Origin of the sequence: Sinomonas atrocyanea, from assembly GCF_001577305.1 — a bacterium.
Taxonomy (GTDB): Bacteria; Actinomycetota; Actinomycetes; order Actinomycetales; family Micrococcaceae; genus Sinomonas; species Sinomonas atrocyanea.
Window position 1 is genome coordinate 2,594,883 of the sequence record NZ_CP014518.1, and the last position, 24,606, is coordinate 2,619,488.

General features: G+C 72.8%; 24 protein-coding genes and 3 tRNA genes. 5 read left to right on the forward strand and 22 right to left on the reverse strand.

What is annotated here, in order from left to right:
- Positions 1 to 25 precede the first annotated feature (25 nt).
- From smc to coaD, 6 genes are all read right to left on the reverse strand, one after another.
- A complete protein-coding gene (gene smc / locus SA2016_RS11940; protein ID WP_174835417.1) occupies positions 26 to 3,637 on the reverse strand; it encodes a chromosome segregation protein SMC in 3,612 nt (1,203 codons plus the stop codon).
- A gap of 83 nt (positions 3,638 to 3,720) precedes the next feature.
- Positions 3,721 to 4,659, reverse strand: coding sequence for a bifunctional DNA-formamidopyrimidine glycosylase/DNA-(apurinic or apyrimidinic site) lyase (mutM, locus tag SA2016_RS11945; RefSeq protein WP_066498292.1), 939 nt, complete (start codon positions 4,657 to 4,659; stop codon positions 3,721 to 3,723).
- A gap of 6 nt (positions 4,660 to 4,665) precedes the next feature.
- Positions 4,666 to 5,367 (reverse strand): ribonuclease III, encoded by a 702-nt coding sequence (gene rnc / locus SA2016_RS11950; protein WP_066498294.1) that lies wholly within the window; start codon positions 5,365 to 5,367, stop codon positions 4,666 to 4,668.
- Between the two features lie 18 nt (positions 5,368 to 5,385).
- Positions 5,386 to 5,589 (reverse strand): 50S ribosomal protein L32, encoded by a 204-nt coding sequence (rpmF, locus tag SA2016_RS11955; RefSeq protein WP_066498296.1) that lies wholly within the window; start codon positions 5,587 to 5,589, stop codon positions 5,386 to 5,388.
- A 31-nt stretch (positions 5,590 to 5,620) separates the two neighbouring features.
- Positions 5,621 to 6,151 (reverse strand): YceD family protein, encoded by a 531-nt coding sequence (locus SA2016_RS11960; protein WP_066498297.1) that lies wholly within the window; start codon positions 6,149 to 6,151, stop codon positions 5,621 to 5,623.
- A 162-nt stretch (positions 6,152 to 6,313) separates the two neighbouring features.
- Positions 6,314 to 6,796 (reverse strand): pantetheine-phosphate adenylyltransferase, encoded by a 483-nt coding sequence (gene coaD / locus SA2016_RS11965; protein ID WP_066498299.1) that lies wholly within the window; start codon positions 6,794 to 6,796, stop codon positions 6,314 to 6,316.
- Positions 6,797 to 6,877: 81 nt separating this feature from the next.
- Between coaD and SA2016_RS11970 the strand changes: the two genes are divergently transcribed.
- Both SA2016_RS11970 and SA2016_RS11975 read left to right on the forward strand, forming a co-directional pair.
- Positions 6,878 to 8,107, forward strand: a complete 1,230-nt coding sequence (locus tag SA2016_RS11970) for an aminotransferase class I/II-fold pyridoxal phosphate-dependent enzyme (protein WP_066498301.1) — start codon at positions 6,878 to 6,880, stop codon at positions 8,105 to 8,107.
- The gene (locus SA2016_RS11975; RefSeq protein WP_066498308.1) at positions 8,104 to 8,889 is read left to right on the forward strand and encodes a spermidine synthase; all 786 of its coding nucleotides are present in this window, start codon (positions 8,104 to 8,106) and stop codon (positions 8,887 to 8,889) included. The genes SA2016_RS11970 and SA2016_RS11975 overlap by 4 nt, the downstream gene beginning before the upstream one ends.
- Positions 8,890 to 8,892: 3 nt before the next feature.
- On the opposite strand, the gene SA2016_RS11980 is transcribed toward SA2016_RS11975, so the two are convergent.
- From SA2016_RS11980 to SA2016_RS12005, 6 genes are all read right to left on the reverse strand, one after another.
- Entirely contained in the window at positions 8,893 to 9,090 is a 198-nt protein-coding gene (locus tag SA2016_RS11980) for a hypothetical protein (RefSeq protein WP_066498309.1), read from the reverse strand.
- Between the two features lie 178 nt (positions 9,091 to 9,268).
- Complete coding sequence (locus SA2016_RS11985) at positions 9,269 to 9,715, reverse strand: hypothetical protein (protein ID WP_066498310.1); 447 nt, start codon at positions 9,713 to 9,715, stop codon at positions 9,269 to 9,271.
- Positions 9,712 to 10,329, reverse strand: a complete 618-nt coding sequence (gene rsmD / locus SA2016_RS11990) for a 16S rRNA (guanine(966)-N(2))-methyltransferase RsmD (RefSeq protein ID WP_066498311.1) — start codon at positions 10,327 to 10,329, stop codon at positions 9,712 to 9,714. Before rsmD ends, SA2016_RS11985 begins: the two co-directional genes overlap by 4 nt.
- Before the next feature lie 18 nt (positions 10,330 to 10,347).
- Complete coding sequence (locus SA2016_RS11995) at positions 10,348 to 12,573, reverse strand: ATP-dependent DNA helicase RecG (RefSeq protein ID WP_066498313.1); 2,226 nt, start codon at positions 12,571 to 12,573, stop codon at positions 10,348 to 10,350.
- Entirely contained in the window at positions 12,563 to 13,555 is a 993-nt protein-coding gene (locus SA2016_RS12000; protein WP_066502421.1) for a DAK2 domain-containing protein, read from the reverse strand. Before SA2016_RS12000 ends, SA2016_RS11995 begins: the two co-directional genes overlap by 11 nt.
- 22 nt (positions 13,556 to 13,577) lie before the next feature.
- The gene (locus SA2016_RS12005) at positions 13,578 to 14,597 is read right to left on the reverse strand and encodes a thiamine-phosphate kinase (RefSeq protein ID WP_066498314.1); all 1,020 of its coding nucleotides are present in this window, start codon (positions 14,595 to 14,597) and stop codon (positions 13,578 to 13,580) included.
- A 69-nt stretch (positions 14,598 to 14,666) separates the two neighbouring features.
- On the opposite strand from SA2016_RS12005, the gene SA2016_RS12010 reads away from it, so the two are divergent.
- Entirely contained in the window at positions 14,667 to 15,263 is a 597-nt protein-coding gene (locus SA2016_RS12010; RefSeq protein ID WP_084249479.1) for a DUF3515 family protein, read from the forward strand.
- Between the two features lie 22 nt (positions 15,264 to 15,285).
- Here the strand turns inward: SA2016_RS12010 and SA2016_RS12015 are convergent, their stop codons facing one another.
- From SA2016_RS12015 to leuC, 6 genes are all read right to left on the reverse strand, one after another.
- Positions 15,286 to 16,422 (reverse strand): D-alanine--D-alanine ligase family protein, encoded by a 1,137-nt coding sequence (locus SA2016_RS12015; RefSeq protein WP_066502426.1) that lies wholly within the window; start codon positions 16,420 to 16,422, stop codon positions 15,286 to 15,288.
- Positions 16,407 to 17,405 (reverse strand): NAD(P)H-dependent glycerol-3-phosphate dehydrogenase, encoded by a 999-nt coding sequence (locus SA2016_RS12020; protein WP_066502432.1) that lies wholly within the window; start codon positions 17,403 to 17,405, stop codon positions 16,407 to 16,409. Before SA2016_RS12020 ends, SA2016_RS12015 begins: the two co-directional genes overlap by 16 nt.
- Before the next feature lie 50 nt (positions 17,406 to 17,455).
- The gene (locus SA2016_RS12025; RefSeq protein ID WP_066502435.1) at positions 17,456 to 18,214 is read right to left on the reverse strand and encodes a lysophospholipid acyltransferase family protein; all 759 of its coding nucleotides are present in this window, start codon (positions 18,212 to 18,214) and stop codon (positions 17,456 to 17,458) included.
- 20 nt (positions 18,215 to 18,234) lie between these two features.
- Positions 18,235 to 19,560, reverse strand: a complete 1,326-nt coding sequence (gene murA, locus SA2016_RS12030; protein ID WP_066498315.1) for a UDP-N-acetylglucosamine 1-carboxyvinyltransferase — start codon at positions 19,558 to 19,560, stop codon at positions 18,235 to 18,237.
- 129 nt (positions 19,561 to 19,689) lie between these two features.
- Positions 19,690 to 20,289 carry a 3-isopropylmalate dehydratase small subunit gene (gene leuD / locus SA2016_RS12035; RefSeq protein ID WP_066498322.1) on the reverse strand — a complete coding sequence of 200 codons (600 nt, stop codon included), beginning with the start codon at positions 20,287 to 20,289 and terminating at the stop codon, positions 19,690 to 19,692.
- Positions 20,290 to 20,302: 13 nt separating this feature from the next.
- Positions 20,303 to 21,742: a 3-isopropylmalate dehydratase large subunit gene (gene leuC, locus SA2016_RS12040; protein WP_066498333.1), complete on the reverse strand. Its 1,440-nt coding sequence runs from the start codon at positions 21,740 to 21,742 to the stop codon at positions 20,303 to 20,305.
- A 166-nt stretch (positions 21,743 to 21,908) separates the two neighbouring features.
- On the opposite strand from leuC, the gene SA2016_RS12045 reads away from it, so the two are divergent.
- Both SA2016_RS12045 and SA2016_RS12050 read left to right on the forward strand, forming a co-directional pair.
- Positions 21,909 to 22,628, forward strand: coding sequence for an IclR family transcriptional regulator (locus tag SA2016_RS12045; RefSeq protein ID WP_066498336.1), 720 nt, complete (start codon positions 21,909 to 21,911; stop codon positions 22,626 to 22,628).
- A gap of 37 nt (positions 22,629 to 22,665) precedes the next feature.
- Positions 22,666 to 23,214: a DUF1697 domain-containing protein gene (locus tag SA2016_RS12050; protein ID WP_084249480.1), complete on the forward strand. Its 549-nt coding sequence runs from the start codon at positions 22,666 to 22,668 to the stop codon at positions 23,212 to 23,214.
- A 99-nt stretch (positions 23,215 to 23,313) separates the two neighbouring features.
- On the opposite strand, the gene SA2016_RS12055 is transcribed toward SA2016_RS12050, so the two are convergent.
- The 4 genes from SA2016_RS12055 to SA2016_RS12070 all read right to left on the reverse strand — a co-directional run bounded on the left by SA2016_RS12055 (position 23,314) and on the right by SA2016_RS12070 (position 24,559).
- Positions 23,314 to 23,386: transfer RNA gene (locus tag SA2016_RS12055), tRNA-Glu, on the reverse strand.
- Positions 23,387 to 23,472: 86 nt separating this feature from the next.
- Positions 23,473 to 23,545, reverse strand: a tRNA-Glu gene (locus SA2016_RS12060).
- 63 nt (positions 23,546 to 23,608) lie between these two features.
- Positions 23,609 to 23,680: transfer RNA gene (locus SA2016_RS12065), tRNA-Gln, on the reverse strand.
- A gap of 135 nt (positions 23,681 to 23,815) precedes the next feature.
- Positions 23,816 to 24,559, reverse strand: a complete 744-nt coding sequence (locus SA2016_RS12070; protein ID WP_066502439.1) for an HAD family hydrolase — start codon at positions 24,557 to 24,559, stop codon at positions 23,816 to 23,818.
- Between the last annotated feature and the right edge of the window lie 47 nt (positions 24,560 to 24,606).

Consider the following 24,606-nt stretch of genomic DNA (forward strand, 5'->3'; position numbering starts at 1 on the left):
CCGCCGCTCCCTGGGCCCCGCGGCCCTAGGCCTGGACGCGGTCGAGCTTCTGGCTGATCACGGTCGAGACGCCGTCGCCGCGCATCGAGACGCCATACAGGGCGTCGGCGACCTCCATGGTGCGCTTCTGGTGCGTGATGACGATGAGCTGGCTCGACTCGCGCAGCTCCTCGAAGATCGTGATGAGGCGGCCGAGGTTCGTGTCGTCGAGCGCGGCCTCGACCTCGTCCATGACGTAGAACGGCGAGGGCCGCGCCTTGAAGATCGCCACGAGGAGGGCCACGGCCGTGAGCGAGCGCTCCCCGCCGGAGAGGAGCGAGAGCCGCTTGATCTTCTTGCCCGCGGGACGTGCCTCGACCTCGATCCCGGTGGTGAGGAGGTCCTCGGGGTCGGTCAGGACCAGCCGGCCCTCACCGCCGGGGAAGAGCCGGCCGAAGACCCGCTCGAACTGGACCGCGGTGTCGGAGAAGGCCTCGGCGAAGACCCGCTGCACGCGCTCGTCCACCTCCGCGATGATCTGCAGGAGGTCCTTGCGGCTCTTCTGCAGGTCATCGAGCTGAGCCGCGAGGAAGCGGTGGCGCTCCTCGAGGGCCGCGAACTCCTCGAGGGCCAGCGGGTTGACCTTGCCGAGGGCGGCGAGGTCCCGCTCGGCCTTCTTCAGCCGCTTCTCCTGCTCGGCCCGGACGAACGGGACGCCGTCCTGGACCGCGTTGCCCTCGTCGTCCACCTCGATGCGGAGCGCGGCCCACTTGTCCCCGCCCTCGTCGCGCGGCACGGGGACGGGGCGGTGCGGGCCGAAGTCGCGCACGAGCTCCTCGGCGGCCATGCCCAGCTCGTCCACGACGCGCTCCTCGAGCGCCTCGAGCCGGAGGCGCTGCTCGGCGCGCGCGAGCTCGTCGCGGTGCGCGGCGTCGTTGAGGTCGGCGAGCTCGCGGGCGAGCTCGTCGTTGCGGCGACGCAGGGCACCGAGGCGCTCGTCCAGCTCAGCGCGGTGCGCCTCGGCCGCGTCACGCTCGGCCGCGGCCGCCTCGACCGCGCGGTCCAGCCGGGACAGGCCCTCCCGTGCGGCGGCGGCGACTGCGCCGGCACGGGCGGCCTCGCGGGCGCGGCGCTCGGCCCGGCGGCGTGCCTCCTCGGCGGCCCGCCGCTCCGACTCCGCGGCGCGCTCGAGCGACTGGGCGCGGGCTTCGAGGGTGCGGTGCTGCTCCTCCGCGGCGCGCAGCGCGAGCCTGGCCTCGAGCTCGCGGGCCCGGGCGGCGGCGGCCTCGGCCTGGAGCCGGTCCCGGTCGGAGGAGTCCGGCTCCTCGGCGTCCGGCGCCTCCTCCGCGAGCTCGAGCCGTTCGGCGGCCGCCTCGAGCGCGACCTGCTCGGACTCGAGCTGGGTGAGCGCGGTCCCGAGGGCGGTGCGCTGGCGCTGTTCCTCGGCCTCTGCGCCGCGCAGCTGGGTCCCCAGGGCGGCGAGCTTCTCGGCCACCGCCGCGAAGCGGGCGTCCGAGTCGTGCAGCGCCGCGAGGGCGGCCTCCGCCTGCTCACGGGCCGCGCGCTCGCGCTCCTGCGCTCCGGCCAGGGCGAAGCCGCACCGCTCGTGCTCCGCCTGGGCGGCAGCGAGACGGTCCCGGGCGGCGTCGAGGAGCCCCTGCAGCTCGATGGTCGAGGGCGCCCCGGCTGAACCGCCGAGCAGGCCCGCGGCGGTGACCAGGTCGCCGTCGTGCGTCGCGGCGGCGAGCCCCGGGTGGTCGGCGATGAGCGCGACCGCGGCCTCGAGGGTCGGGACGGCTGCGGCGTCCCGCAGCAGGCTGGACACCGCGGCGGCCACGGCAGGCTCGGGGTCGACGACGTCCTCCAGCCAGCGGGCACCCGCCGGCAGCGCCGGTGTGCCCCCGGCCGCCTCCCCGGCCGCCCCGACCGCCCCGGGCGAGCCGGCCGCCCCGGGCGAGCCGACCAGCAGGGCCGCCTGCCCGGCGTCGTCCGCCTTGAGCCCTGCCAGGGCCTCGGCTGCCTCAGGGGCGCCCGCCATCGCCAGGCCCTCGGCGAAGGGCCCGAGTACTGCCGCGACGGCGGCCTCGAACCCCGGCTCGACGCGGACCAGGTCTGCGACCCGTCCGAGCACCCCGGCCGCGGACGCGGCGACGGAGGCCGTGGCGTCCCGGTCCTTGAACGCCGTCAGGAGTGCCTCGATGCGGGCCTCCTGCGCCTGCCGGTCCGAGGCGGCGCGCCTGCGGCGCTCGAGGAGGGACTCGCGCTCCGCCTCGGCCGCCTCGAGCTCGGCGGCGGCCTCCTCGTAGGCCGTGTCGAGGTCCTCCTCGCCGGCCTCGACCCCGGCAATCTGCGACTCGAGGGCCGTGTACTCGGCCGCGGCGGCGCGCTGCCGCTCGGCGGCGCCGGCCAGGGTCTCGCGGAGCCGCCCGACCTCGCCCTCAGCCGACTCGACGCGGCTGCGGGCTGCCGCCACTTGGCCCGCGAGGCGGGCGAGGCCCTCGCGCCGATCGGCCTGGGCGCGCAGGAGGGCGGTGTGGCGGCGGTCCTCGGCAGAGGCCGCCTCCTCGGCCGACGCCCGCGCGTCCTCGGCCTCGGCAAGGCCCTCCACCCGGACCTCGACGACGTCCGTCACGGCCTCGAGCTCGGCGCGCAGCTGGCGCGCCTGACGTTCGAGCGCCTCCGGGTCGCGGCCGCGCGCCGGAGGCTCCGAGGATCCGAGCAGGCGCCGGCGCTCGTCGGCGAGCGAGGCAAGGGCCCTGAGCCTCTCCCGGCTCTGCGAGAGCCGGTACCACGCGTCGCGGGCGGCATTGACGCGCGGGGCCGCCGCGGCCGCGGACCGCTCGACCTCCCCCTGGGTGCGGCGGCCGGCGTCGAGCCCGCTCTCCACGGCGGCCCGGCGGGCATCGAGCGCTCCCTGGTCCGCCTCCTCCTGCTCCATGGCCGCGCGCAGGGTGGCGATGTCGTCCGCGAGGAGCCGGGCGCGGGCGTCCCGGACATCGGCCTGGATGGTCTGCGCGCGGCGCGCGACCTGCGCCTGCCGGCCCAGCGGCCCGAGCTGCCGGCGCAGCTCCGCGGTGAGGTCGCCGAGCCGGGAGAGGTTCGCCTGCATCGCCTCGAGCTTGCGGACGGTGCGCTCCTTGCGCCGGCGGTGCTTGAGGATGCCGGCGGCCTCCTCGATGAATCCGCGCCGGTCCTCGGGGGTCGCGTGCAGGACGCGGTCGAGCTGGCCCTGCCCGACGATCACGTGCATCTCGCGCCCGAGCCCCGAGTCGGAGAGGAGCTCCTGGATGTCGAGCAGCCGGCACTGGCTGCCGTTGATCGCGTACTCGGACCCGCCCGAGCGGAAGAGCGTCCGCGAGATCGTGACCTCGGCGTACTCGATGGGGAGCGCGCCGTCGGCGTTGTCGATCGTGAGCGAGACGTGGGCGCGGCCGAGGGGCGGCCGCCCGGCCGTGCCGGCGAAGATGACGTCCTCCATCTTGCCGCCGCGCAGGGTCTTGGCGCCCTGCTCCCCCATGACCCACGCGAGGGCGTCGACGACGTTCGACTTGCCCGAGCCGTTGGGCCCGACCACCGCCGTCACGCCGGGCTCGAACTCGAAGGTCGTGGCCGAGGCGAACGACTTGAAGCCTCGGATCGTCAGGGTCTTGAGGTGCAAGGGACTGCGGGTCTCCTCTGGGCTGGCCGGGGCGGAAGGGGCGGTTGTCCGTCATTGTGCCACCGGACACCGACGGAACCGGCCTACCAGCGGGCGTTGCGCGGAACCGGCTGGCAGCGGGTGCAGCGGTAGGAGGAGCGGTTCATGAACGGCTCCCGGACGATCATGCTGGCCTCGCCCGCCGCCGCGCACCGCCGGCACGCCCGCCCGGCGCGGCCGTAGGCGTCCAGGGAGCGGGAGAAGTACCCGGACGCGCCGTTGACGTTGACGTAGAGCGAGTCGAAGCTCGTGCCGCCGGCCACGAGGGCCCGGCCCATGACGTCCCGCACGGCATGCACGAGCCGGTCCGTCTCGGGGCGGCGGAGCGTGTCGGTCGGCCTCGCGTAGTGCAGGCGCGCGCCCCAGAGCGCCTCGTCGGCGTAGATGTTCCCGATCCCGGACACGAGGCGCTGGTCCAGGAGGGCGCGCTTGATGCCCGTGCGCCGCGCCCGCAGGCGACGGTGGAACGCCTCCGGGTCGAAGAGCGGATCGAGCGGGTCGCGCCCGATGTGGGCCGCCTCCCCCGGGATGAGCGCGAGGGCGGAGTCGCCGCGGCCGCCGGGGCCGCCGTCGTCCGTGGGGACCAGCGGCACGACGGCGAGGCCGCCGAAGATGCGCTGGTCCACGAAGCGCAGCTCGCGGGGCATGCCGGGGGCGTCGCTGAGGGTCAGCCGGACCTTGAGGTGCTTCTCGTCGGGCGCCTCGGGCTCTTCGACGAGGAGCTGGCCGCTCATGCCCAGGTGCGCGAGGAGCGCCGTGTGCGGGCTGGCCCCGGGGTCTGACAGCGGCAGCCAGAGGTACTTGCCGCGGCGCACGGCGTCGAGCACGCGGGCGCCCTTGAGCTGGCCGCGGAAGTCCTCGGGCCCGAGGGTGTGGCGCCGCACGGAGCGGGCGTCCACCACGTCCACCGCCTCGACGGTCCGCCCCGCGACCCAGGAGGCGAGGCCGCGGCGGACCACCTCGACTTCGGGCAGTTCCGGCATCGCCGCTCAGGCCTGCGCGGAAGCGGCGCTGTCGGTCCCGAGGACCTTCCAGGCGTTGGCGGCCGACTGCTGCTCGGCTTCCTTCTTGGAGTTCCCGGTGCCGGTCCCGTACTCGGTGCCGCCGATGAGGAGGGTGGCCGTGTACGTGCGCGCATGGTCCGGGCCGTCCCCGATCACCGCGTAGTGGATCGGGCCGAGCTGCCGGCTCGCGGCGAGCTCCTGGATGTGCGTCTTCCAGTCCGTGCCCGCCCCGAGCACCGCGGCGTCCGCGAGGAGGGGCTCGATGAGGCCGACGACGAACTGGCGCGCCGGCTCGAGCCCGTTGGAGATGTAGGTCGCCCCGATGAGCGCCTCCATCGTGTCCGCGAGGATCGAGGACTTGTTCTTCCCGCCAGTGACCTTCTCGCCCTGGCCGAGGTAGATGAACTCGCCCACGCCGAGGCGCCGGGCAATCGAGGCGAGGGCGCGGGTGCTCACGACGGCGGCACGCCGCTTCGCGAGGTCGCCCTCGCTCAGATCGGGGTACTCCCGGTACAGGTGCTCCGTGACGGAGAAGCCGAGGACCGAGTCGCCGAGGAACTCTAGGCGCTCGTTCGTCGGAATGCCGCCGTTCTCGTAGGCGAAGGAACGGTGGGTGAGGGCAAGACGAAGCGTCTCGGCGTCGATGTCGACGCCGAGACGCTTCAAAAGCTCGTCATGAGGGCTCATGCGCGAGATTCCGCCGGATCAGACGTCGGCGACCTTGCGGCCCTTGTACTCGAGGAACAGCTCGGTCCCGGCCGAGTCGGTGACCACCTTGGCCTGGTGGGGAAGGCTGTACGTCACGCGGCCGTTCTCAACGGTCTTGACCAGCGTGGGAACGGAGGCCTTCCACTGCGAGCGGCGGGCGCGGGTATTCGAGCGAGACATCTTCCGCTTGGGAACAGCCACGGCTAACTCATTTCTCTCTTAGTGCCAACACTTACTCATCGTCGTGCCGGTCTGGCTTCGCCAGATCTGCCAAGGCAGCCCACCGGGGGTCGACGACCTCATGGTGGTGCCCCGGCTCGTCCGCAAGACGCACTCCGCATTCGGAGCACAGGCCCTCGCAGTCTTCCCGGCACACCGGCTGGAACGGCAGCAGCGGTACCACTGCGTCCCGCAACACCGGCTCAAGATCGATGGAATCGTGCTCGACTCGACGTTGCTCTTCATCGTCTTCTCCGTCCGAGAGCCCCGGGCCCTCGAAGAAGAAAAGCTCTTGCACCTCGGCGTCGAGTCCGTACTCGATGGGATCCAGGCAGCGGCCGCACTCGCCCGTTACCGTGACGTGCGCAGTCCCCGAGACCAAGATCCCCTCGTGCACTGACTCGAAGGTCAAGTCCAGGTCCACGGGGGACCCTTCCTTGACGCCGATGAGCGCCACGCCGAGTTCACCCGGCGCGGGTACATGCTCCTCAAGGGTCCGCATACTCCCCGGGCTGCGCCCGAGGTCCTTGACGTCGAACATCAAAGGCGAACGTGCTTCGCGCTTAATGAGAACTCCTGTAGAACATAGACCGACACACTATCCTAGCCGCTGCGGCATCGAGGCCCAAAACGAGCAGTGCCGCGGCGCACCGGGACCGTGTCCAGCGTGCGGTGCCCATTCATTCTAGCGGCTCCGGCGGCGTCCTCAGTGCTGCGGACGGGTTTCGGCGAGCCGCGCGAGGACCGACCGGGGCACATAGTCCGCGACGTCCCCGCCGAGATCGTGGACCTCCTTGACGAGCGTCGAGGAGAGGTGGACGTAGTGGGCCTCAGCGGGGAGGAACACGGTCTCGACCCCGGTGAGCTGCCGGTTCATGATGGCCATCGGCAGCTCGTAATCGAAGTCGGACGACGAACGGAGCCCCTTCACGATCGCGCTCGCGCCCCGTTCCCGGCAGAACTCGGCGAGGAGGCCCTCCCCCATCGGCTCGACGAGGATGCCGCTGATCGCCCCGAGGGTCCGACGGGCCAGGGTGAGCCGCTCCTCGAGGCCGAACCGGTACTTCTTCGCGTAGTTGGTCGACACCGCGACGATGACCTCGTCGAAGAGGTTCGCGGCCCTGGCGATGACCTCGAGATGCCCGTTGTGGATGGGGTCGAAGGAGCCAGGGCACACCGCGCGTCGCATACGGCCAACATACTGCATGGCCCCTCGCCGGCCGCGGGCGCGTGGGGCCACCGGCGTGGCCCGCGCCGATAGCATGGACGGGTGACTTCCGCAGGGCAGGGACCAGCAGGACAGCACGCCTCGGCGTGGCAGCGCACGGCAGCGGGGGCGAACGTCCTCGGCGCCGACGGCAGGCTCGGCGTGACCATCTTCGAGGAGATGACGGGCCTCGCGGTCCGGCACGGCGCGATCAACCTCGGCCAGGGCTTCCCCGACGAGGACGGACCGGCCGAGATGGCAGAGGCCGCCCGGTCCGCGATCCTCTCCGGCGCCAACCAGTACGCCCCCGGGCAGGGCATCCCGCGGCTGCGGGAGGCGGTCGCGGCGCACCAGGAGCGCTTCTACGGGATCGCGCTCGACCCGTGGCGCGAGGTCATCGTCACCACCGGCGCGACGGAGGGCATCGCCGCAGCCATCCTCGCCCTCGCGGGCCCGGGCGACGAGGTCCTCACCTTCGAGCCGTTCTACGACTCCTACGGAGCCATGATCGGCCTCGCCGGCGCCGAGCACGTCACCGTGCCGCTGCGCGCTCCCTCGTTCCAGCCCGACCTGGCCGAGCTCGAGGCAGCGTTCGGCTCGCGCACGCGCGTCGTCGTCGTGAACAACCCCCACAACCCGACGGGGGCCGTGTTCGGCCGCGACGTGCTCGCCCGGATCGTCGCGCTGGCCGCGGAGCACGACGCCGTGATCGTCACCGACGAGGTCTACGAGCACCTCGTGTTCGGCCCCCGCCACGTTCCCGTCGCGTCGCTCCCGGGGGCGGCCGAGCGCACCCTGACGATCTCCTCGGCGGGGAAGACGTTCTCCTTCACCGGCTGGAAGGTCGGCTGGGTCACCGGCCCGGAGGAGCTGGTGGGGCGCGTCCGCACGATCAAGCAGTTCCTCACCTACAGCTCCGGGACCCCGTTCCAGGAGGCGGTCGCGCTCGGCCTGGGCTACCCGGACAGCTTCTTCGAGGGCATCGCCGCGGCGCTGAAGGCCAAGCGGGACATCCTCGCCCAGGGCCTGGAGGCGGCCGGCCTGGACGTCTACCGGCCCGAGGGCACCTACTTCATCACGGCGGACACCGCGGGCCTCGGGTTCGACAGCGCCGTGGACCTCGCCCGGCGCCTGCCCGAGCTCGTGGGCGTCGCCGCCATCCCGGTCTCCGTCTTCTGCCATCCCGAGGGCGCCGGCCGGACGCGGTCGCTCCTGCGCTTCGCCTTCTGCAAGAAGGAGCCGCTCCTGCACGAGGCTGCCACCCGGCTCTCGCGGCTCGCGGAGCTCGTGTGACGCCGGCCGGGGCCGGCCCGGGCCGGTATCTCCGCGGCATCGGCGCGCACGCTTCCGTGGAACCGGACCCGCTCGTCCCCGGTGCGTACGTGCTGTCGATCGGGGGCGCCGAGCAGTCCCACGTGGACCTCGCCCGCCCGGGCCACGTCTTCTACGCCTACCTGCGCCGGATCGCGAACGTCGTCGACGCCATGGCCCCCGCCGGGGCCCCGCTCCGGGCGCTCCACCTCGGTGCCGGCGCGCTCACCCTCGCCAGGTACGTCGCGGCGACCCGGCCGGGGTCGGTCCAGGCGGCGGTCGAGCTCGAGCGCGAGCTGCTCGACTTCGTGCTCGAGCGCCTCCCCCTGGCTCCGGGGACCGATCTGAGCATCCACCTCGGCGATGCCCGGTGGCAGCTTCCGGAGGCCGCCGCGCGGGGGCCGTTCGACGTGATCGTGCTGGACATCTTCTCAGGGCCCGAGGCACCGGCCCACCTCGCGGAGCCTGCCTTCTACGCCGAGGCCGCGGAGCTCCTGGCCCCGGGCGGCGTGCTGCTGGTGAACATCGGCGACGACCCGCCGCTGACGCTCGTTCGGTCCCAGCTGGGCGCCATGCGGACGGTCTTCCGGGAAGTCGCGGCGCTGTCCGAACCGGAGATGTTCACGGCGAGGTTCCCGGGGAACATCGTGGCGATCGGGCTCACGGGCGCATGGCCCGAGTCCTGGAGCGCGGGCCTCCCGGCGGCCGGCCCGCAGCCCACGCGCCTGGTCCGCGGGGTCGATCTCGACCCGCTCGCGGGGTGACTTTCAGCTCGCGAGCTTCTGCTCGGCGAGCCGCTTGACCCACTCGGGGGTCGGGCGGTTGAGCCGTTCATCGAGGACGACGCGCAGCTTCGCCGCGGCGATCTGGACCCGGCGGTCCGAGGCACCCGGACGCCGCTCTCCGGCCTTCTCGCCGGTGTGCCGCCCCGTATCCTCGCCGGGGAGCGCCTCGTGCTTGCTCACGGCTCCTCCTTCTCGTGCCTGACCGTCCTGACCGCGAAGGGCCCGCGGATCAGGGCCTGTGCCGCAGGCTCCCTTCCAGTATCGCCTCAGCCGCCCCCGGCCGTCCACGGCCCTCGCCGCCGGCGGCGCGGCCGGTCCGCCGCGCGGACCGTCGAGAACGCGGCGGGGCCGCTGGGGCCTACGTCCGCTCGGGGCCGGGCGCGTCCCCGGAGCCGTCCTCCTCGCCGTCGCCGAGCTCCTCGTCGAGGCCGGCCTCCTCGGCCTCCGCGATGGGGTCGATCCACACGGCATCGAGCAGCTGCAGCTCCTCGTCGCTGGCAATGAGGTCGCTCTTGGCGAGGCTGGCCAGGACCATGGTGCCCATGGCCGCGAGCTGGGGGTCCTGGGATGTCGAGGCCTCGAGGGCCCACTCGGTCCGCCGCCAGAACTCCGCGCGGCGGTCCGAGTAGGAGCGCTGGCGGATGGTCCCGAGTCCGACGATGGCCGCAACCAGCGCGGCGGCGAGCGTGCCCACGGGCGCGAGAGCGGCGACGAGCTCCCACCACTGCGGGGCGGCGGCGAGGTCCGCGGCGGGGACGAGCACCGGCAGGCCGGCCGAGAGCGGGGTCGTCATGAGGGTCGTCATGGCGCCACGGTCTCCGCGGAGCCGGACGGCGCGGGCGCGGCGTCCGGATCCGCGGGCTCCGCGAACCAGAGGCGCGTCTCCCCGTACTTGCGCTCGCCGAAGTGCTGCAGGCCCTGGGGCCAGCCCGGCTCGGGCGAGCGGGCCGAGCGTTCGACGACGATGAGGGCGTCCTCGGCCACGTGGGGCGCGAGCGCCTCGAGGACACGGGAGAGCTGGTCCTCCCCGAGCGGATACGGGGGATCCATGAACACGAGGTCCCAGTGCCGGCCGGCCCCGGTCGTGTCCAGGAACGATCCCACCTTGCCCCGGTGCACGGTGACGGCACGGCGGCCCACGGCGTCGTTGACGAGCCGGGCGTTGCGCTGGCACACGCCCACCGCCTTCGCGTCCGCTTCGACGAGCTCAGCGGTGGAGGCCCCTCGGCTCACGGCCTCCACTCCGAGGGCGCCGGAGCCCGCATAGAGGTCGAGGACCCGGGCCCGCGCGAGGACGCCCAGCGCGTCGAGGCGCGAGAAGAGGGCCTCCTTGACGCGGTCCGTGGTGGGCCGCGTCGCCGATCCGGGCACCGAGGCCAGGGGGGTGCCGCCGATGATGCCCGCGATGATCCTGCTCATCGGGCGGCCCGAGTCGTCTCAGCCACGCTCGAGGAACACCTCCTTCTCCGGTTCCAGGTATGCGTCGATCGCCGTCTTCAGCGCGGGGTGCGCTTCGAGGCCCGGGTCCTCGGCCACGATGCCGAGGGCGTCGGCGCGGGCGCGCTCGATGACGTCGGCGTCCCGCAGGACGCGCAGGAGCCGCAGGGTCGAGCGCCTCCCGGACTGGGACGCGCCGAGGATGTCGCCCTCCCGCCGGTGCTCGAGGTCCTTCTGGGCCAGGACGAACCCGTCGGTGCTCGCGGCCACGGCGTCGAGGCGTTCCCTGCTCGGGTGCCCGGGTTCGAGCGAGGTGACGAGCAGGCACGTGCCCGCGTGGCCGCCGCGGCCCACGCGCCCCCGCAGCTGGTGCAGCTGGGCGATGCCGAAGCGGTCCGCGTCGAGGATCACCATGAGGGTCGCGTTCGGGACGTCGACTCCGACCTCGATGACGGTGGTCGCGACGAGCAGGTCCGTGGTCCCCGCGGCGAAGCCCTCCATCGCCGAGGCCTTCTGGGCGCCGTCGAGCCGGCCATGGAGGGCCGCGATCCGGGTGCCCGCGAGGGCGCTCTCGCCGGCCAGCTGCTCCAGGGTGGCCGCGACCGAGGCGGCGGGGCTGGGCTCGTCGGACGGACCGAGCGCGGTCCCGCCCCAGCTCGCCTCGTCGAGCGCCTCGAGGTCGCCCTCGTCGTCGCCCGACTCTCCGATGGTCGGGCAGACGATGTAGACCTGGCGTCCGGCGTCGATCTCCTCGCGGGCGCGGGCCCAGATGCGCCGCTCCCACGAGGGGTTCTCGGCCAGGCCCACCACGTGGGTCGCGATCGGGGCGCGGCCTGCGGGCAGTTCGCGCAGCATCGAGGTCTCGAGGTCTCCGAACACGGTCATGGCCACGGTCCGCGGGATGGGCGTCGCGGTCATGACGAGCAGGTGCGGGGTGGCGAGGCTCTTGGCGCGCAGGGCGTCGCGCTGCTCGACGCCGAAGCGGTGCTGCTCGTCCACCACGACGAGGCCGAGGTCGGCGAACTGCACCTGCTCCGAGAGCAGGGCGTGGGTTCCCACCACGATCCCCGCCTCCCCGCTCGCCGCCGCGAGGAGGGACCTCTTGCGCTCGGCCCCGCTCTGGCTGCCGGTGAGCAGGACCACCTCGACGCCGTCGGCCGCTCCCAGGATGCCGTCCCGGGCGAGCGGGCCGAGCGTGCGCCGGATCGACTCGTAGTGCTGGGCGGCGAGGACCTCGGTCGGGGCCAGGAGCGCGGCCTGGCCGCCGTCGTCGACCACCTGCAGCATGGCGCGGAGGGCCACGACGGTCTTGCCCGAACCGACCTCGCCCTGCAGGAGCCGGTTCATCGGGTGCCCGGCGGCGAGCTCGTGCGCGAGCACCTCGCCGACCTCCCGCTGGCCCTCGGTGAGGGTGAACGGCAGCCCAGCGTCGAACGCGTCGAGCAGGCCGCCCCGCCGCGCGGGGCTCGGCCGGGACGGGAGCTGGGCGTGCTGGGCCTTGCGCCGCGCGAGGGCGGTCTGCAGGACGAGGGCCTCCTCGTACTGGAACCGCCGCCGGGCGGCGGCCCACTCCTCGGCCGTGGCCGGGACGTGGATCATGCGGTAGGCGTCTGCGATGCCGGGCAGGCGGTACTCGGCGCGCAGCCGCTGCGGGATCGGGTCCTCGAGGCCCTCGAGGTCGACCTGCCCGAGCACCGTCGCGACAGCCTGGGCGATGCGCCAGCTCGGCAGCTTCGCCGTGGCGGGGTACACCGGGATGGGCTTGCCGGCCAGTTCCTCGGCGCTCGCGCCGTCCTCGGCCTCGGCGTCGAGGAGGACGTAGTCGGGGTTGGTCAGCTGGAGGCGTCCCCGGTAGGAGCCCACGCGGCCGGAGAACATCGCCACCGTCCCCGGACGCAGCTGCCGCGAGGCCGCGAAGCTGTTGAAGAAGGTCAGGCTGATCGTGTCGAGGGCGCCCTCGGCGCCGTCGGTCACCACGACGTCGGTGATGGTGCCCTTGCGCGTGGCCATCTTCCTGCTCGTGGCCTTCACCACGCGCGCCAGCAGGGTCACGTCCGAGTCGAGCGGCAGCCCGGCGATGCTGGTCAGCTCCCCGCGTTCGGCGTACCGCCGTGGGAAGTAGTCAAGCAGGTCGCCCGCGGTCACCAGGCCGAGGTGGTCCTTGAGCTTCTTCGCGGAGGCGCCTCCCACGAGCCGGGTGAGGTCCCGATCGCGTTCAGTGGCCACGCCGGCTGCCCTCGGTGATCTGCCCGGCGGAGTCCTCCGTGCTGGTGCCCGGGCCCTGCGAGCGCAGCTCGGTGAACGCGACGCGCTCCGGTTCGCCGATCTGCCGGATGAGGCTGACGGCGGCATCCGGGTCCACGACGTGGACGTGCACGCGCCAGCGGCACAGGCCCGCCTCGTCGTCGAACGCGCCGACCGGGCTCATGATGACCGACTCGCCGATCTCGTCGAGCCGCTGGCGCAGCACCGCGGCGTCGAGCGGGCTGAGCTGGATCGTGCACATGATCTCGACGCCGAGCGCCTCGGGCTGGGCAGCGTGGATGTGGGGGTCCTGGACCCTGAAGCCGTGGAGCGTCTCGAGGGTGTCCTCCGGGATGCCCTCGCCGAGGACCGTGGTGCGCAGCGCGGCGAGGACGAGGAGCAGGCCCACGCCGCCGGCGTCGACCACGCGCGCGCTCGTCAGGACGCCCAGCTGGGCCTCGGTCTCGACGACGGCGCCGAGGGCGGCCTCGACCGCGCCGTCCAGCGCCGCCGCGAGCGCGAGGTTGCTGTCCTCGTGGGCCTCGGCGCTGACGGCCGCGGCAGCGCCCTCGGCGGCGGCCTCGAGGACGCTGAGCATCGTTCCGCCCACGGGCTCGCTGAGCGCGGACCATGCGCGGATCTGGGCACGGTGGAGGGCGCGGGCCAGCAGCGGGGCGCTGAGCCTCGTGTGGCCGGCCAGCGACGCCGCGAAGGCGTCGAGGAAGACGGCGAAGAGGGTGCCGGAGTTGCCCCAGGCCTCCTCCATGGCGGCCTGGCCGGCGGCGCCGAGGAGCAGACCGAGATCGGTGCCCTCGGTCGAGGCCGCGGCAGTGGAGGCCGCACGGACGGTGTGGTACAGGTTCGTGCCGGTGTCGCCGTCGGCCACGGGGAAGATGTTGATCGCGTTGAGCCGGTCGCTGTGGTTGGCGAGCGCGGTCTCCGCGTCGGCGAGCCACCGCCGCATCGCAGCGGCGTTCGAGGCGATCTTAGCGTGCAAAGTGGTCCCATCCGCTCGGTTCCGCGGGGCGCCCGCCGATGGCCACCCCACCCGGCCCGCCGGCCGGAGGCACCACCGAGCCTATCGCAGTGAATCCTTCAGGCAGGTGTGAAGAGGGCGGGAACGCCGCGAGCAGGCCGTGGTCCTCTCCCCCGCCCAGCACCCACCGCAGGGGCTCCGCTCCCACGGCCGCGGCCGGGCCGGCCAGGAGCGCCGCGTGGGCCGCGAGCACGGCCGGGTCGAGGTCGAGCACGACGCCGCTCGCCCGTCCCAGGCGGTCCCCATCCTTGAGCAGGCCGTCGGAGAGGTCCATGAGCGCGGTGGCGCCGGCGCGTGCGGCGGCGGGGCCTGCGGCAAGCGGCGGCCGCGGGCGGCAGAAGGCGCGGATGACGCCGCGGGCCTCCTCGCCGAGGCCGGCGTACCGCGGCCCGTGCTCGAGCAGGGCGAGCCCGGCGGCCGCTGTGCCGAGCTTCCCGGCGACGGCCACGACATCCCCGGGCCGGGCGCCGGAGCGCAGCACGGGGGCGCGCCCCTCGAGGCTTCCGAGGACTGTGACGGTCACCGAGAGCTCGCCGCCGAGGCCGAGGTCGCCGCCGGCGACGGTGCAGCCAGGGGCTCCGAGCCCCACGATGGCCTCGACGAGCCCGTCGGCGAGGCCCTCGACCCAGGCCACCTCGGTCTCCGCCGGCAGGGTCAGGCTCACCACCATGCCGGTCGCGACCGCGCCCATGGCATTGATGTCGCTGAGGTTCTGGGCCGCGGCCTTCCAGCCCACGTCCGCGCCCGCGGTCCGGTACCCGTTGGGCCAGGTGAGCCGGAAGTCCTGTCCCTCGGTCTGCGTGTCCGTGCTGACCACCACCCGGCCGTCCGGGGCCGCGAGCACGGCGGCGTCGTCCCCCGGGCCGAGGATCGGCGATCCGAGGACCGCCAGCCGGGGGAAGATCCGCTCGAGCAGCTCCCGCTCGCTCACCTCGTTCACGCGCGCCGCCAGGCGCTGGGAATCGGTCACGGACCCAGCCTATCGGCGCGGGCGGCGGTAGTCTGGAGGAACCCCCTAGCCCCGCCCGGATGGAGAAGCATGTCCGCACGAAGCCACGCCCGCGCAGCCCGGTACGGCATCCCGGCGGCGCTCGTCGGCCTCGTCGCCGCGCTGGCCGGGTGCTCCGCCCCGGTCTCCGTGCAGCCGGCCGCGGACGCGGCCAACCCTGCGTGCGCCCCGCTCATGCTGGCCCTCCCGGACACGATCGGCGATGCCCAGCTGCGCACCACGACGAGCCAGGCGACAGCGGCGTGGGGCGACCCGGCCGCCGTCGTGCTCCGCTGCGGCGTGCCCTCGCCGGGTCCCACGACGGACCGGTGCGTGAGCGTCAACGGCGTCGACTGGGTGATCAGGCAGGACTCCCCCGCGACGCCGGGCGCGTCCTCGCCGGGAGCGTCCTCGCCGGGCGCGTCCTCGCCCGGCGCGGCGGCGGGCGGCGCGGCCGGGGCCGGCGACGGTGGCACCTACACGCTCACCACGTTCGGCCGGGAGCCGGCCACGGAACTGCTGCTGGATGCGAGCCGGGCGAGCTCCGCGACCGTCCTGGCGAGCCTGTCCCCTGCCGTGGCGAAGATCCCGGCCACCCGCCACTGCGTGGGCCAGGAGGACCTGGCCACGCTGCCGGCGAAGGGCTGAGCCGCGCCCGCTGGCCCGGCCGCTACCGCAGGCCGGTGGGACGGTCGAGGGCGAGCTGGATGAGCTCGTCGATCAGCTCCCGGTAGCCCAGCCCCGTCGCCGCCCACATCGCCGGGTACATGCTGATCGGGGTGAACCCGGGCATGGTGTTGATCTCGTTGATGACGAACTCGCCCTCGGGCGTGTAGAAGAAGTCCACGCGGCTGAGGCCCTCGGCGGAGACGGCGTCGAACGCGGTCGCGGCGAGCTCGCGGACCTTCTCGATCGCCTCCGGCGGCAGGTCCGCCGGACATGAGAGCGAGGCCGCGTCGTTCTCGACGTACTTCGCCGCGAAGTCATAGAAGGTGTGCGCACCGCCCTGGACCACGATCTCGCCCGGCAGGGACGTCCGGGGCGCATCGCAGCCGCGGCCCTCGAGCACGCCGCACTCGATCTCCCGGCCCGCGATCGCGGCCTCGATGACGAGGCGGAGGTCGTGCCGGCGCGCCTCGGCGATCGCGGCGTCGAGGTCCTCCGGGCGGTCCACCTTGGAGATGCCCACCGACGAGCCAGCGCGGCAGGGCTTGACGAACACGGGGTAGCCGAGGCGGTCGACGGCGTCGCGCACCTCCTGCGGGTCGCGGCGCCACTGCTTGTCGGTCACCGTCGTGTACGGGCCGACGGCGAGGCCGGCCGCCTCGAAGGCGACCTTCATGAAGTGCTTGTCCATCCCCACGGCGGAGGCGAGGACGCCGGCGCCCACGTACCGCACGTCGGCGAGCTCGAGGAGGCCCTGGATCGTGCCGTCCTCGCCGAAGGCGCCGTGCAGGAGCGGGAAGACGACGTCGACGTCGCCGAGCTCGCGGGGCACCTGGTTGGGCTCGGCGACGATGAGGCGCGCGGAGCCATCGGCCTCGGCGAGCCGGACCGTGGCCGCGCTGGCCTCCACCTCCGGCGGCTGCCCCGCATTGAGCGCCCACTGGTGCCAGTCGCCCTGGGAAAGGACCCACTGCCCCGCCCGGGTGATGCCGACCGGCACCACCTCGTACTTGTCCGTGTCGATCGCACCCATGACGCCCGCCGCGGTCACGCAGCTCACGGCGTGCTCGCTCGAGCGGCCGCCGAAGAGGAGGGCAACGCGGGTCTTCCTGGTCTCTGTCACGCTTAGTCGCCTTCTGATTTGAGCTGCCGCGCGAGCAGCAGCGGTTCGAGCTTCCCCACCGGCAGCTCGCCGCGCAGGACGGCCACGACTCCGGCCGTGATGGGCATGTCCACCCCGAGGCGCTGGGCGAGCTCGAGCACGGCGGGGGCGGACTTGATGCCTTCCGCCACCTGGGTCATGCGGGCGCCGACGGCCTCGGCGTCGAGCCCCTGCCCCAGCAGCCGCCCGGCGGTGTGGTTCCTGGAGAGCTTGGACGAGCAGGTGGCCACGAGGTCGCCCAGGCCGGCGAGCCCGGACATGGTGGTGAGGTCTGCGCCGAGCGCCACGGCGAGCCGGGTGGTCTCGGCCAGGCCCCGGGTGATGACGGTGGCCTTCGTGTTGTCGCCCATCTCCTTGCCCTCGCAGATTCCGACGGCGAGGGCGATCACGTTCTTGACGATGCCGCCAATCTCGACCCCGGTCACGTCCGTGCTCATGTAGGGGCGGAAGTACGGCGCGGTGCAGGCCTCGGCGATCCACTGCGCGGTCCCGTGGTCCGTGCACGCCACGACGGCGCCCGTGGGCTGGGAGCGCGCGATCTCCATGGCGAGGTTGGGCCCGGAGAGCACGGCGATCTGCTCGGCCGGCAGGGACGTGACCTCGGCGATGACCTCGCTCATCCGCTTGTCGGTGCCGAGCTCGAGCCCCTTCATGAGGGACAGGACGACGGCGCCGCGCGGCACGTGCGCGCTCCAGGCGGTGAGCTGGGCGCGCAGGGACTGCGCGGGCACGGCGAGGACCACGAGCTGTGCCCCCTCGAGCGCCTCGGCCGGGTCCAGGGTCGCGGTGATGGCCGCGGGCAGGGCGATGTCCCCGAGGTACCGGGTGTTCCGGTGCCTGGCAACGTCGGCGACCACCTCTGGGCTGCGGCCCCACAGCCGGATCGAGCGCCGGCTGCCGTGGTGTTCCGCGGCGTCGCCGAGGACCTTGGCGAAGGTGGTCCCCCAGCTGCCGGCGCCCATGACCGCGATGCGTTCGAGCGGCTCGCGGCCCTGATGCTCTGCGGCCACCCTCAGGCCCCGCCGCGCTCGACGTCGCGCCCGTGGAGGCTCTGCTGGTGCTGGGCCGGGTCCCACCGCTGGGCCGGGGGCTGCTCGCCGCGGAGCTCCGCGAGCAGTCCAGTGATCGCGTCCATGATGCGCTCGGTGGCCTCGAGGAGGGTGGTCTTGTCCAGCGGTCGCCCGATGAGGTCGGACAGGTCCACCGGATCCCCGACGAGGACCACGGCCTTCTTGCGCGGGAAGGGATAGAGCCGCTTGGCGTAGCGCGGGAACAGCTCGTGGTCCCCCCAGTGGGCGATCGGGATCACCGGGGCGCCGGTCTTGAGGGCGAGCCGGGCGGCCCCTGTGTGGCCCTTCATGGGCCACAGCGCGGGATCGCGGGTGAGGGTGCCCTCGGGGTAGACGATGATCGCCCCGCCCTCGTCGATGACCTCGCGGGCGACCTCGAGGGAGGTGCCCGCCCCGGTGCCCCCGCGGTCCACGGGGATCTGCTTGGTGCCCCTCATGATCTGGCCTAGCACCGGCGGCTTGAACAGGCCGGCCTTGGCGAGGAAGTGCGGCGGGCGCCCCTGGTTGTAGAGCATGTGGCCCACGGTGAGCGGATCGATCTCCGTGCAGTGGTTCACGCAGGCGATGAACCCGCCGCGGCCGGGGAGCCCGACGAGCTTCTCGGTGCCGCGCCACTCCTTGCGCATCAGCAGGTTCAGGAGGGGCCGGACCACGGCGCCGGCGATCGCGAACGCGATGCGCTCGCCAGCACTCTCCCTCAGGGCCGTCTTCGGGGCGCGGCTCACTGGCCCTCCTCGAGGTCGAAGTCGGCGCCCAGTGCGCCGAGCTTCTCGGTGAAGTACTCGTACCCGCGGCGGATGACGCCCACCCCGGTGGCGCGGGAGACGCCGTCGGCCGCGAGCGCCGCGATGAGGTGGCTGAAGCCGCCGCGGAGGTCGGGGACGTCGAAGTCGGCGCCGTGCAGCGGCGTGGCGCCCGAGATGACCGCCGAATGCAGGAAGTTCCGCTGGCCGAAGCGGCAGGGCACGCTCCCGAGGCACTCGCGGTGCAGCTGGATGGTCGCACCCATGCGGCCCAGGGCCTCGGTGAAGCCGAAGCGGTTCTCGTACACGGTCTCGTGCACGATCGACACGCCCTCGGCCTGGGTCAGGGCGACGACGAGCGGCTGCTGCCAGTCGGTCATGAAGCCGGGGTGGACATCCGTCTCGAGCACGAGCGGCGAGAGCTTGCCGCCCGGGTGGAAGAACCGGATGCCCTCGTCCTCGATCGAGAGGCCCCCGCCGAGCTTGCGGTAGACGTTGAGGAAGGTCATCATGTCGCGCTGGCTCGCGCCCTCGACGAAGATGTCGCCGTGGGTCGCCAGGGCGGCCGAGGCCCACGACGCTGCCTCGTTGCGGTCGGAGAGCGCGCGGTGGGTGTAGCCGCCGAGCTCGGGCACGCCCTCGATGCGGATAGTGCGGTCGTTGAGGACGGCGATGATCGCGCCCATCTTCTGCAGCACCGCGACGAGGTCCATGATCTCGGGCTCGATGGCCGCGCCCTTGAGCTCGGTGACGCCCTCGGCGCGCGTCGCGGTGAGGAGCACCTGCTCGGTGGCCCCCACGCTCGGGTACGGGAGCGTGATCTTGGCGCCCCTGAGACCGCGCGGCGCCGAGATGCTGATGCCGCCGGGGCGCTTGTCGACGACGGCGCCGAACTGGCGCAGGACGTCGAGGTGGTAGTCGATGGGGCGGTCGCCGATCCGGCAGCCGCCGAGGTCGGGGATGAACGCCTCTCCGATCGAGTGGATGAGCGGCCCGCAGAGCAGGATCGGGATGCGGGAGTCGCCGGCGTGGGCGTCGATGTCGGCGACCCTGGCGGTCTTGGCATTGGTGGGATCCAGAGTGAGGTCCCCCGTCGTGGCATCCCGCTCGACCGCGACACCGTGCAGCTGGAGGAGGCTCGTGACGATGTCGACGTCCTGGATCTCCGGCACATTGCGGAGCCTGGACGGCTCGTTGCCCAGCAGCGCCGCCACCATGGCCTTGGGGACGAGGTTCTTCGCGCCCCGGACCGTCACCTTGCCCGTAAGGGGGATGCCGCCCCGGATGGTCAGAACACTGCTCATGCGCACCTTTTCCTCACTGGCCCCCATAGCCCTCCTGCAGCCCCGCCCGTGCGGAGACCCTGCTAAGCATAGAAGCTCGCGCCCGGGGCAGCGAAAACCCCGGGGCGAGCTTCGTGGCGCGTCGGCCCCTCAGGCCTTGGCTGGGAGGGTGGTGGGCTTGAAGGAGGGCCGCTCTGCCTCGTAGGCGGTGATGGCGTCCTCGTGCTGGAGGGTCAGGCCGATGTCGTCGAGGCCCTCGAGCAGCCGCCAGCGCGTGTAGTCGTCGATCTCGAACGGCGCGACGATGGTGGCGCACGTGACGGTCTTGGAGGTGAGGTCGACCGTGATCTGGGTGCCGGGGTGGTTCTCGAGCTCCTTCCAGATGAGCTCGATGTCGTCCTGGGCCACGACGGCGGCCAGGAGGCCCTGCTTGCCCGAGTTGCCGCGGAAGATGTCCGCGAACCGCGAGGAGAGGACCACCTTGAAGCCGTAGTCCTTCAGCGCCCAGACGGCGTGCTCGCGGGAGGAGCCGGTGCCGAAGTCCGGGCCGGCCACGAGCACCGAGCCGGCATCGAAGGGGGCCTGGTTGAGGATGAAGGACTCGTCCTTGCGCCAGGAGGCGAAGAGGGCGTCCTCGAAGCCCGTGCGGGTGATGCGCTTGAGGAACACCGCCGGGATGATCTGGTCGGTGTCGACGTTGGACTGGCGCAGCGGCACGCCGATGCCGGTGTGGGTGGTGAACTTCTCCATGGCTGGTCCTTCCTTAGGCGGCCGCGCCGGCGGCGGTGTCCGCGGGGACGGGGTCGAGGTCCGACGGGGACGAGAGGGTCCCGCGGACCGCGGTGGCGGCCGCGACGACGGGCGAGACGAGGTGGGTGCGCCCGCCCTTGCCCTGGCGGCCCTCGAAGTTGCGGTTCGAGGTGGACGCGCACCGCTCCCCCGGCTGGAGCTGGTCAGGGTTCATGCCCAGGCACATCGAGCAGCCGGCGAAGCGCCACTCGGCCCCGAACTCGGTGAAGACCTTGTCCAGGCCCTCGGCCTCGGCCTCGAGGCGCACCCGGGCAGAGCCGGGGACCACCATCATCCGCACGTTCGGGTCCTTCGTGCGGCCGCGGACGATCTCGGCGGCGGCGCGCAGGTCCTCCAGGCGCGAGTTGGTGCAGGAGCCGAGGAAGACGGTGTCGACCCGGATGTCCTTCATCGGCGTGCCCGCGGCGAGGCCCATGTACTCCAGGGCGCGGCGGGCGTTGGCCTTGGCGTTCTCGTCCGCCATCTTCTCCGGGTCCGGCACGGACTCGGAGAGGGACACGCCCTGGCCGGGATTGGTGCCCCACGTGACGAACGGCTCGAGCTCGTCGGCGTCGAGGAAGACCTCGGCGTCGAACACGGCGTCGTCATCGGTGCGGAGGGTGTCCCAGTACTCGACCGCCGTGTCCCAGTCTGCGCCCTGAGGGGCGTGGGGGCGGCCCTTCATGAAGGCGTAGGTGGTCTCGTCCGGGGCGACCATCCCGGCACGGGCGCCGGCCTCGATCGACATGTTGCAGATCGTCATGCGGGCTTCCATCGACAGCGCGCGGATCGCTGATCCCCGGTATTCGAGGACGTACCCCTGGCCCCCGCCGGTGCCGATCTTGGCGATGACGGCGAGGATGATGTCCTTGCTGCTCACGCCGGGCTTGAGCGTGCCCTCCACCGTGACGGCCATCGTCTTGAACGGCTTCAGCGGCAGCGTCTGGGTCGCCATGACGTGCTCGACCTCGGACGTGCCGATGCCCATCGCGAGCGCGCCGAAAGCGCCGTGGGTGGAGGTGTGCGAGTCGCCGCACACGATGGTCAGGCCCGGCTGCGTGAGCCCGAGCTGGGGCCCGACGACGTGCACGATGCCCTGCTCCTTGTCGCCGAGCGAGTGCAGGCGCACCCCGAACTCGGCGCAGTTGGTCCGCAGGGTCTCGATCTGGGTGCGGCTCGTCGGATCAGCGATCGGCTTGTCGATGTCGATCGTGGGCGTGTTGTGGTCCTCGGTGGCGATCGTCAGGTCCGGGCGGCGCAGACGCCGCCCGGCGAGGCGGAGGCCCTCGAACGCCTGCGGGGACGTGACCTCGTGCACGAGGTGGAGGTCGATGTAGAGCAGATCAGGCTGCCCTTCCTCGCCCTTGCGCACCACGTGCGCGTCCCAGACCTTCTCGGCCAGTGTGCGTCCCACGGCCTGCTCCCTCCGACTCGTGCCAGTGTTGATGACCGGGCACTGGTCCGGCCAGCGCCCGCCTGGCCACCATCCCGGCTGCCTTGTACCCAGTGGACCAGCGGTCGGGCCGCGCTGGCCACCCCGCCGACTTGCATCTCAGATATTGAGACGCCAATATCAACCTATGGACAATACTAGTGGCGTCGGTGTGATCGACAAGGCCGCCCTCGTACTCGATGCGCTCGAGGCGGGCCCCACCACGCTCGCCCAGCTCGTGGCGGCCACGGGCCTGGCCCGTCCGACGGTGCACCGCCTGGCCCTTGCCCTCGTGCACCACCGCCTCGTGGCCCGGGACATGCAGGGCCGGTTCGTGCTCGGGTCCCGCCTCGTCGAGCTCGCCTCGGCCGCCGGGGAGGACCGGCTCATCGCGGCAGCGGGCCCCATCCTGATGCAGCTGCGCGACGCGACGGGCGAGAGCGCGCAGATCTTCCGCCGCCAAGGTGACTGGCGCGTGTGCGTGGCGTCCGCGGAGCGCCCCGTGGGCCTGCGCGACACGATCCCCGTGGGCACGCAGCTGAGCATGAAGGCCGGCTCCGCGGCCCAGATCCTCGTCGCCTGGGAGGACCACGACCGGCTCCTCGAGGGGCTCCACAACGCCCGGTTCACCCCCACCGTGCTCGCCGGCGTCCGACGCCGGGGCTGGGCCCAGTCGCTCGGCGAACGCGAGCCGGGGGTCGCCTCAGTCTCCGCCCCGGTGCGCGGGCCTTCCGGCAGGGTGATCGCCGCGGTGTCCATCTCAGGCCCGATCGAGCGCTTGACCCGCCAGCCGGGCCGCCAGCATGCTGAGGTCATCTGCAACGCCGGACGGCTGCTGACCGAGGCCCTGCGCAAGGGCAACGACTAGCCGACCCGGATCCACCACCTGAGCGGGCGGAGGGCCTGTGGCCGAATTCGCGGTGTTCCTGCGCGGTGTGAACGTCGGCGGCATCACCATCAGGATGGCCGAGCTGCGCGACGCCCTCAGCGCCCTGCCGGTGAGCGGCGTGAAGACGCTGCTCGCCAGCGGGAACGCCGTGCTGTCCACCGACCTGGATGGGGCCACGCTCAAAGAGCGTATCGAGGAGACCCTGCGCGCGGCCTTCGGGTACGACGCCTGGGTGATCGTGCTCGCGCGGCAGGACGTCGAGGCGCTCGTCCGCTCTTGCCCCTACCCCTCCGACGATCCGGACGTGCACGCGTACGTCACGCTCTCCTCGGATCCGGCCGCGCTCGACAGGCTCGTGGCGCTCCTCGATGCCGAGGGCTCCGGCGGAGCGGCCGAGGACGGCACCCACGTCCGCCTGGGACCGGTGGCCCTCGCGTGGCGCTGCCCCAAAGGTTCGACCCTCGACGCGCCGCTGTCGAAGGCGACGGCCAAGCCCGTCTTCAAGGCCACCACGACCACGCGCAACCTCCGCACCCTCCAGAAGGTCGAGGCCGCGTTCGGCTGACGCCCTTCCGGGGCCTGCAGCATTCCGGCCTGCAGATTCGGGAATGCAGTTTCAGGAATGCAGAAAGGGCCCGGTCCGAAGACCGAGCCCTCCTTGAGGTGACCCCAGCGGGATTCGAACCCGCGTTACCGCCGTGAGAGGGCGGCGTACTAGGCCGCTATACGATGGGGCCTCGCACTGCGCCCGCCGAGATGGCGTGCGCTCCGGCCATCCGCAGTGGATGGCATTGTCGAAGGCCCGGCACTGCCGGACCTTCAGTGACCCCAGCGGGATTCGAACCCGCGTTACCGCCGTGAGAGGGCGGCGTACTAGGCCGCTATACGATGGGGCCGTGGTACTTTACCGTGCTCAGAGATGAGCGATCCTTCCGTCCTGCCGAGCAGGACTTCCAGAGCTGGGATACCAGGACTCGAACCTAGAATGACGGTACCAGAAACCGTAGTGTTGCCAATTACACCATATCCCACCGTGTCTTCCGGGCCGTGCTCACCGGATCTCTCCGATTCGCTCCGTGCCCCTCAGCACGAGTAATTACTTTACCCGAAGCTCCCGCACGCCACAAATCGGCGAGCGGCTGGGCCGATGGCCCGTGCCGGCGGGGTCAGCCGAGGCCCAGGAGCGCCGGAACCTGCCCGAGTCCGGTGACCTGATCCGGCACGGACGGCGCCATGGCCGGGTCCAGGACGGCGGACCGGCGATTGAGCCAGATCCCCCGCAGGCCCGCCGCGGCAGCACCGATGACGTCATGCGCAGGGTTGTCTCCGATGTACACGGTCTCGTGCGCGCCGGTCCCCAGCAGGCGCAGTCCCTCGTGGAAGATCGCGGGATCCGGCTTGGCCACCCCGACGGCGTCGATGCCCACGAGGATGCCGATGCGCTGGAGGCCGGCCGTGTCGAGCTTGGCGCGCTGGTAGTCGTGCACGTTGTTGCTCACGGCCCCGTAGGCGATCCCTGCCGCCTCGAGGGCGTCGAGGAGGGGCTCCACGTCGTCGAACGCGCGGACGTAGGTGGGCTGGGCGGTCTCGTAGGCCTCGAGCCACGCCGCGGATTCGGCATCCGAGGCGAAGGCGCGCCCGAACTGGGCGAGGCAGCGCTCGGCGCGCAGCACGCGCTGCTGGGCGAAGGTGATCTCGCGTGCCACGTACCGCTCGTAGATGTCGTCCGAGCCGCGGGTGAAGATCCGGCAGAACGTGGTCCATCCCGCCTCGTCCAGTCCCGGCAGCAGCGCGGCGCTCACCTCGCGCAGCGCACGGTCCATGGCGCCCTCGAGGTCCACGAGCGTCTCGTCGATGTCGAGCAGGACCCCCTTCACGAGGGCGGTGCCCGCCGCGGGAGCCGCACGCACGACGGCGGGTGCGGACCCGCCGTCGTGCGTCGCGGCTGCCTCGTCAG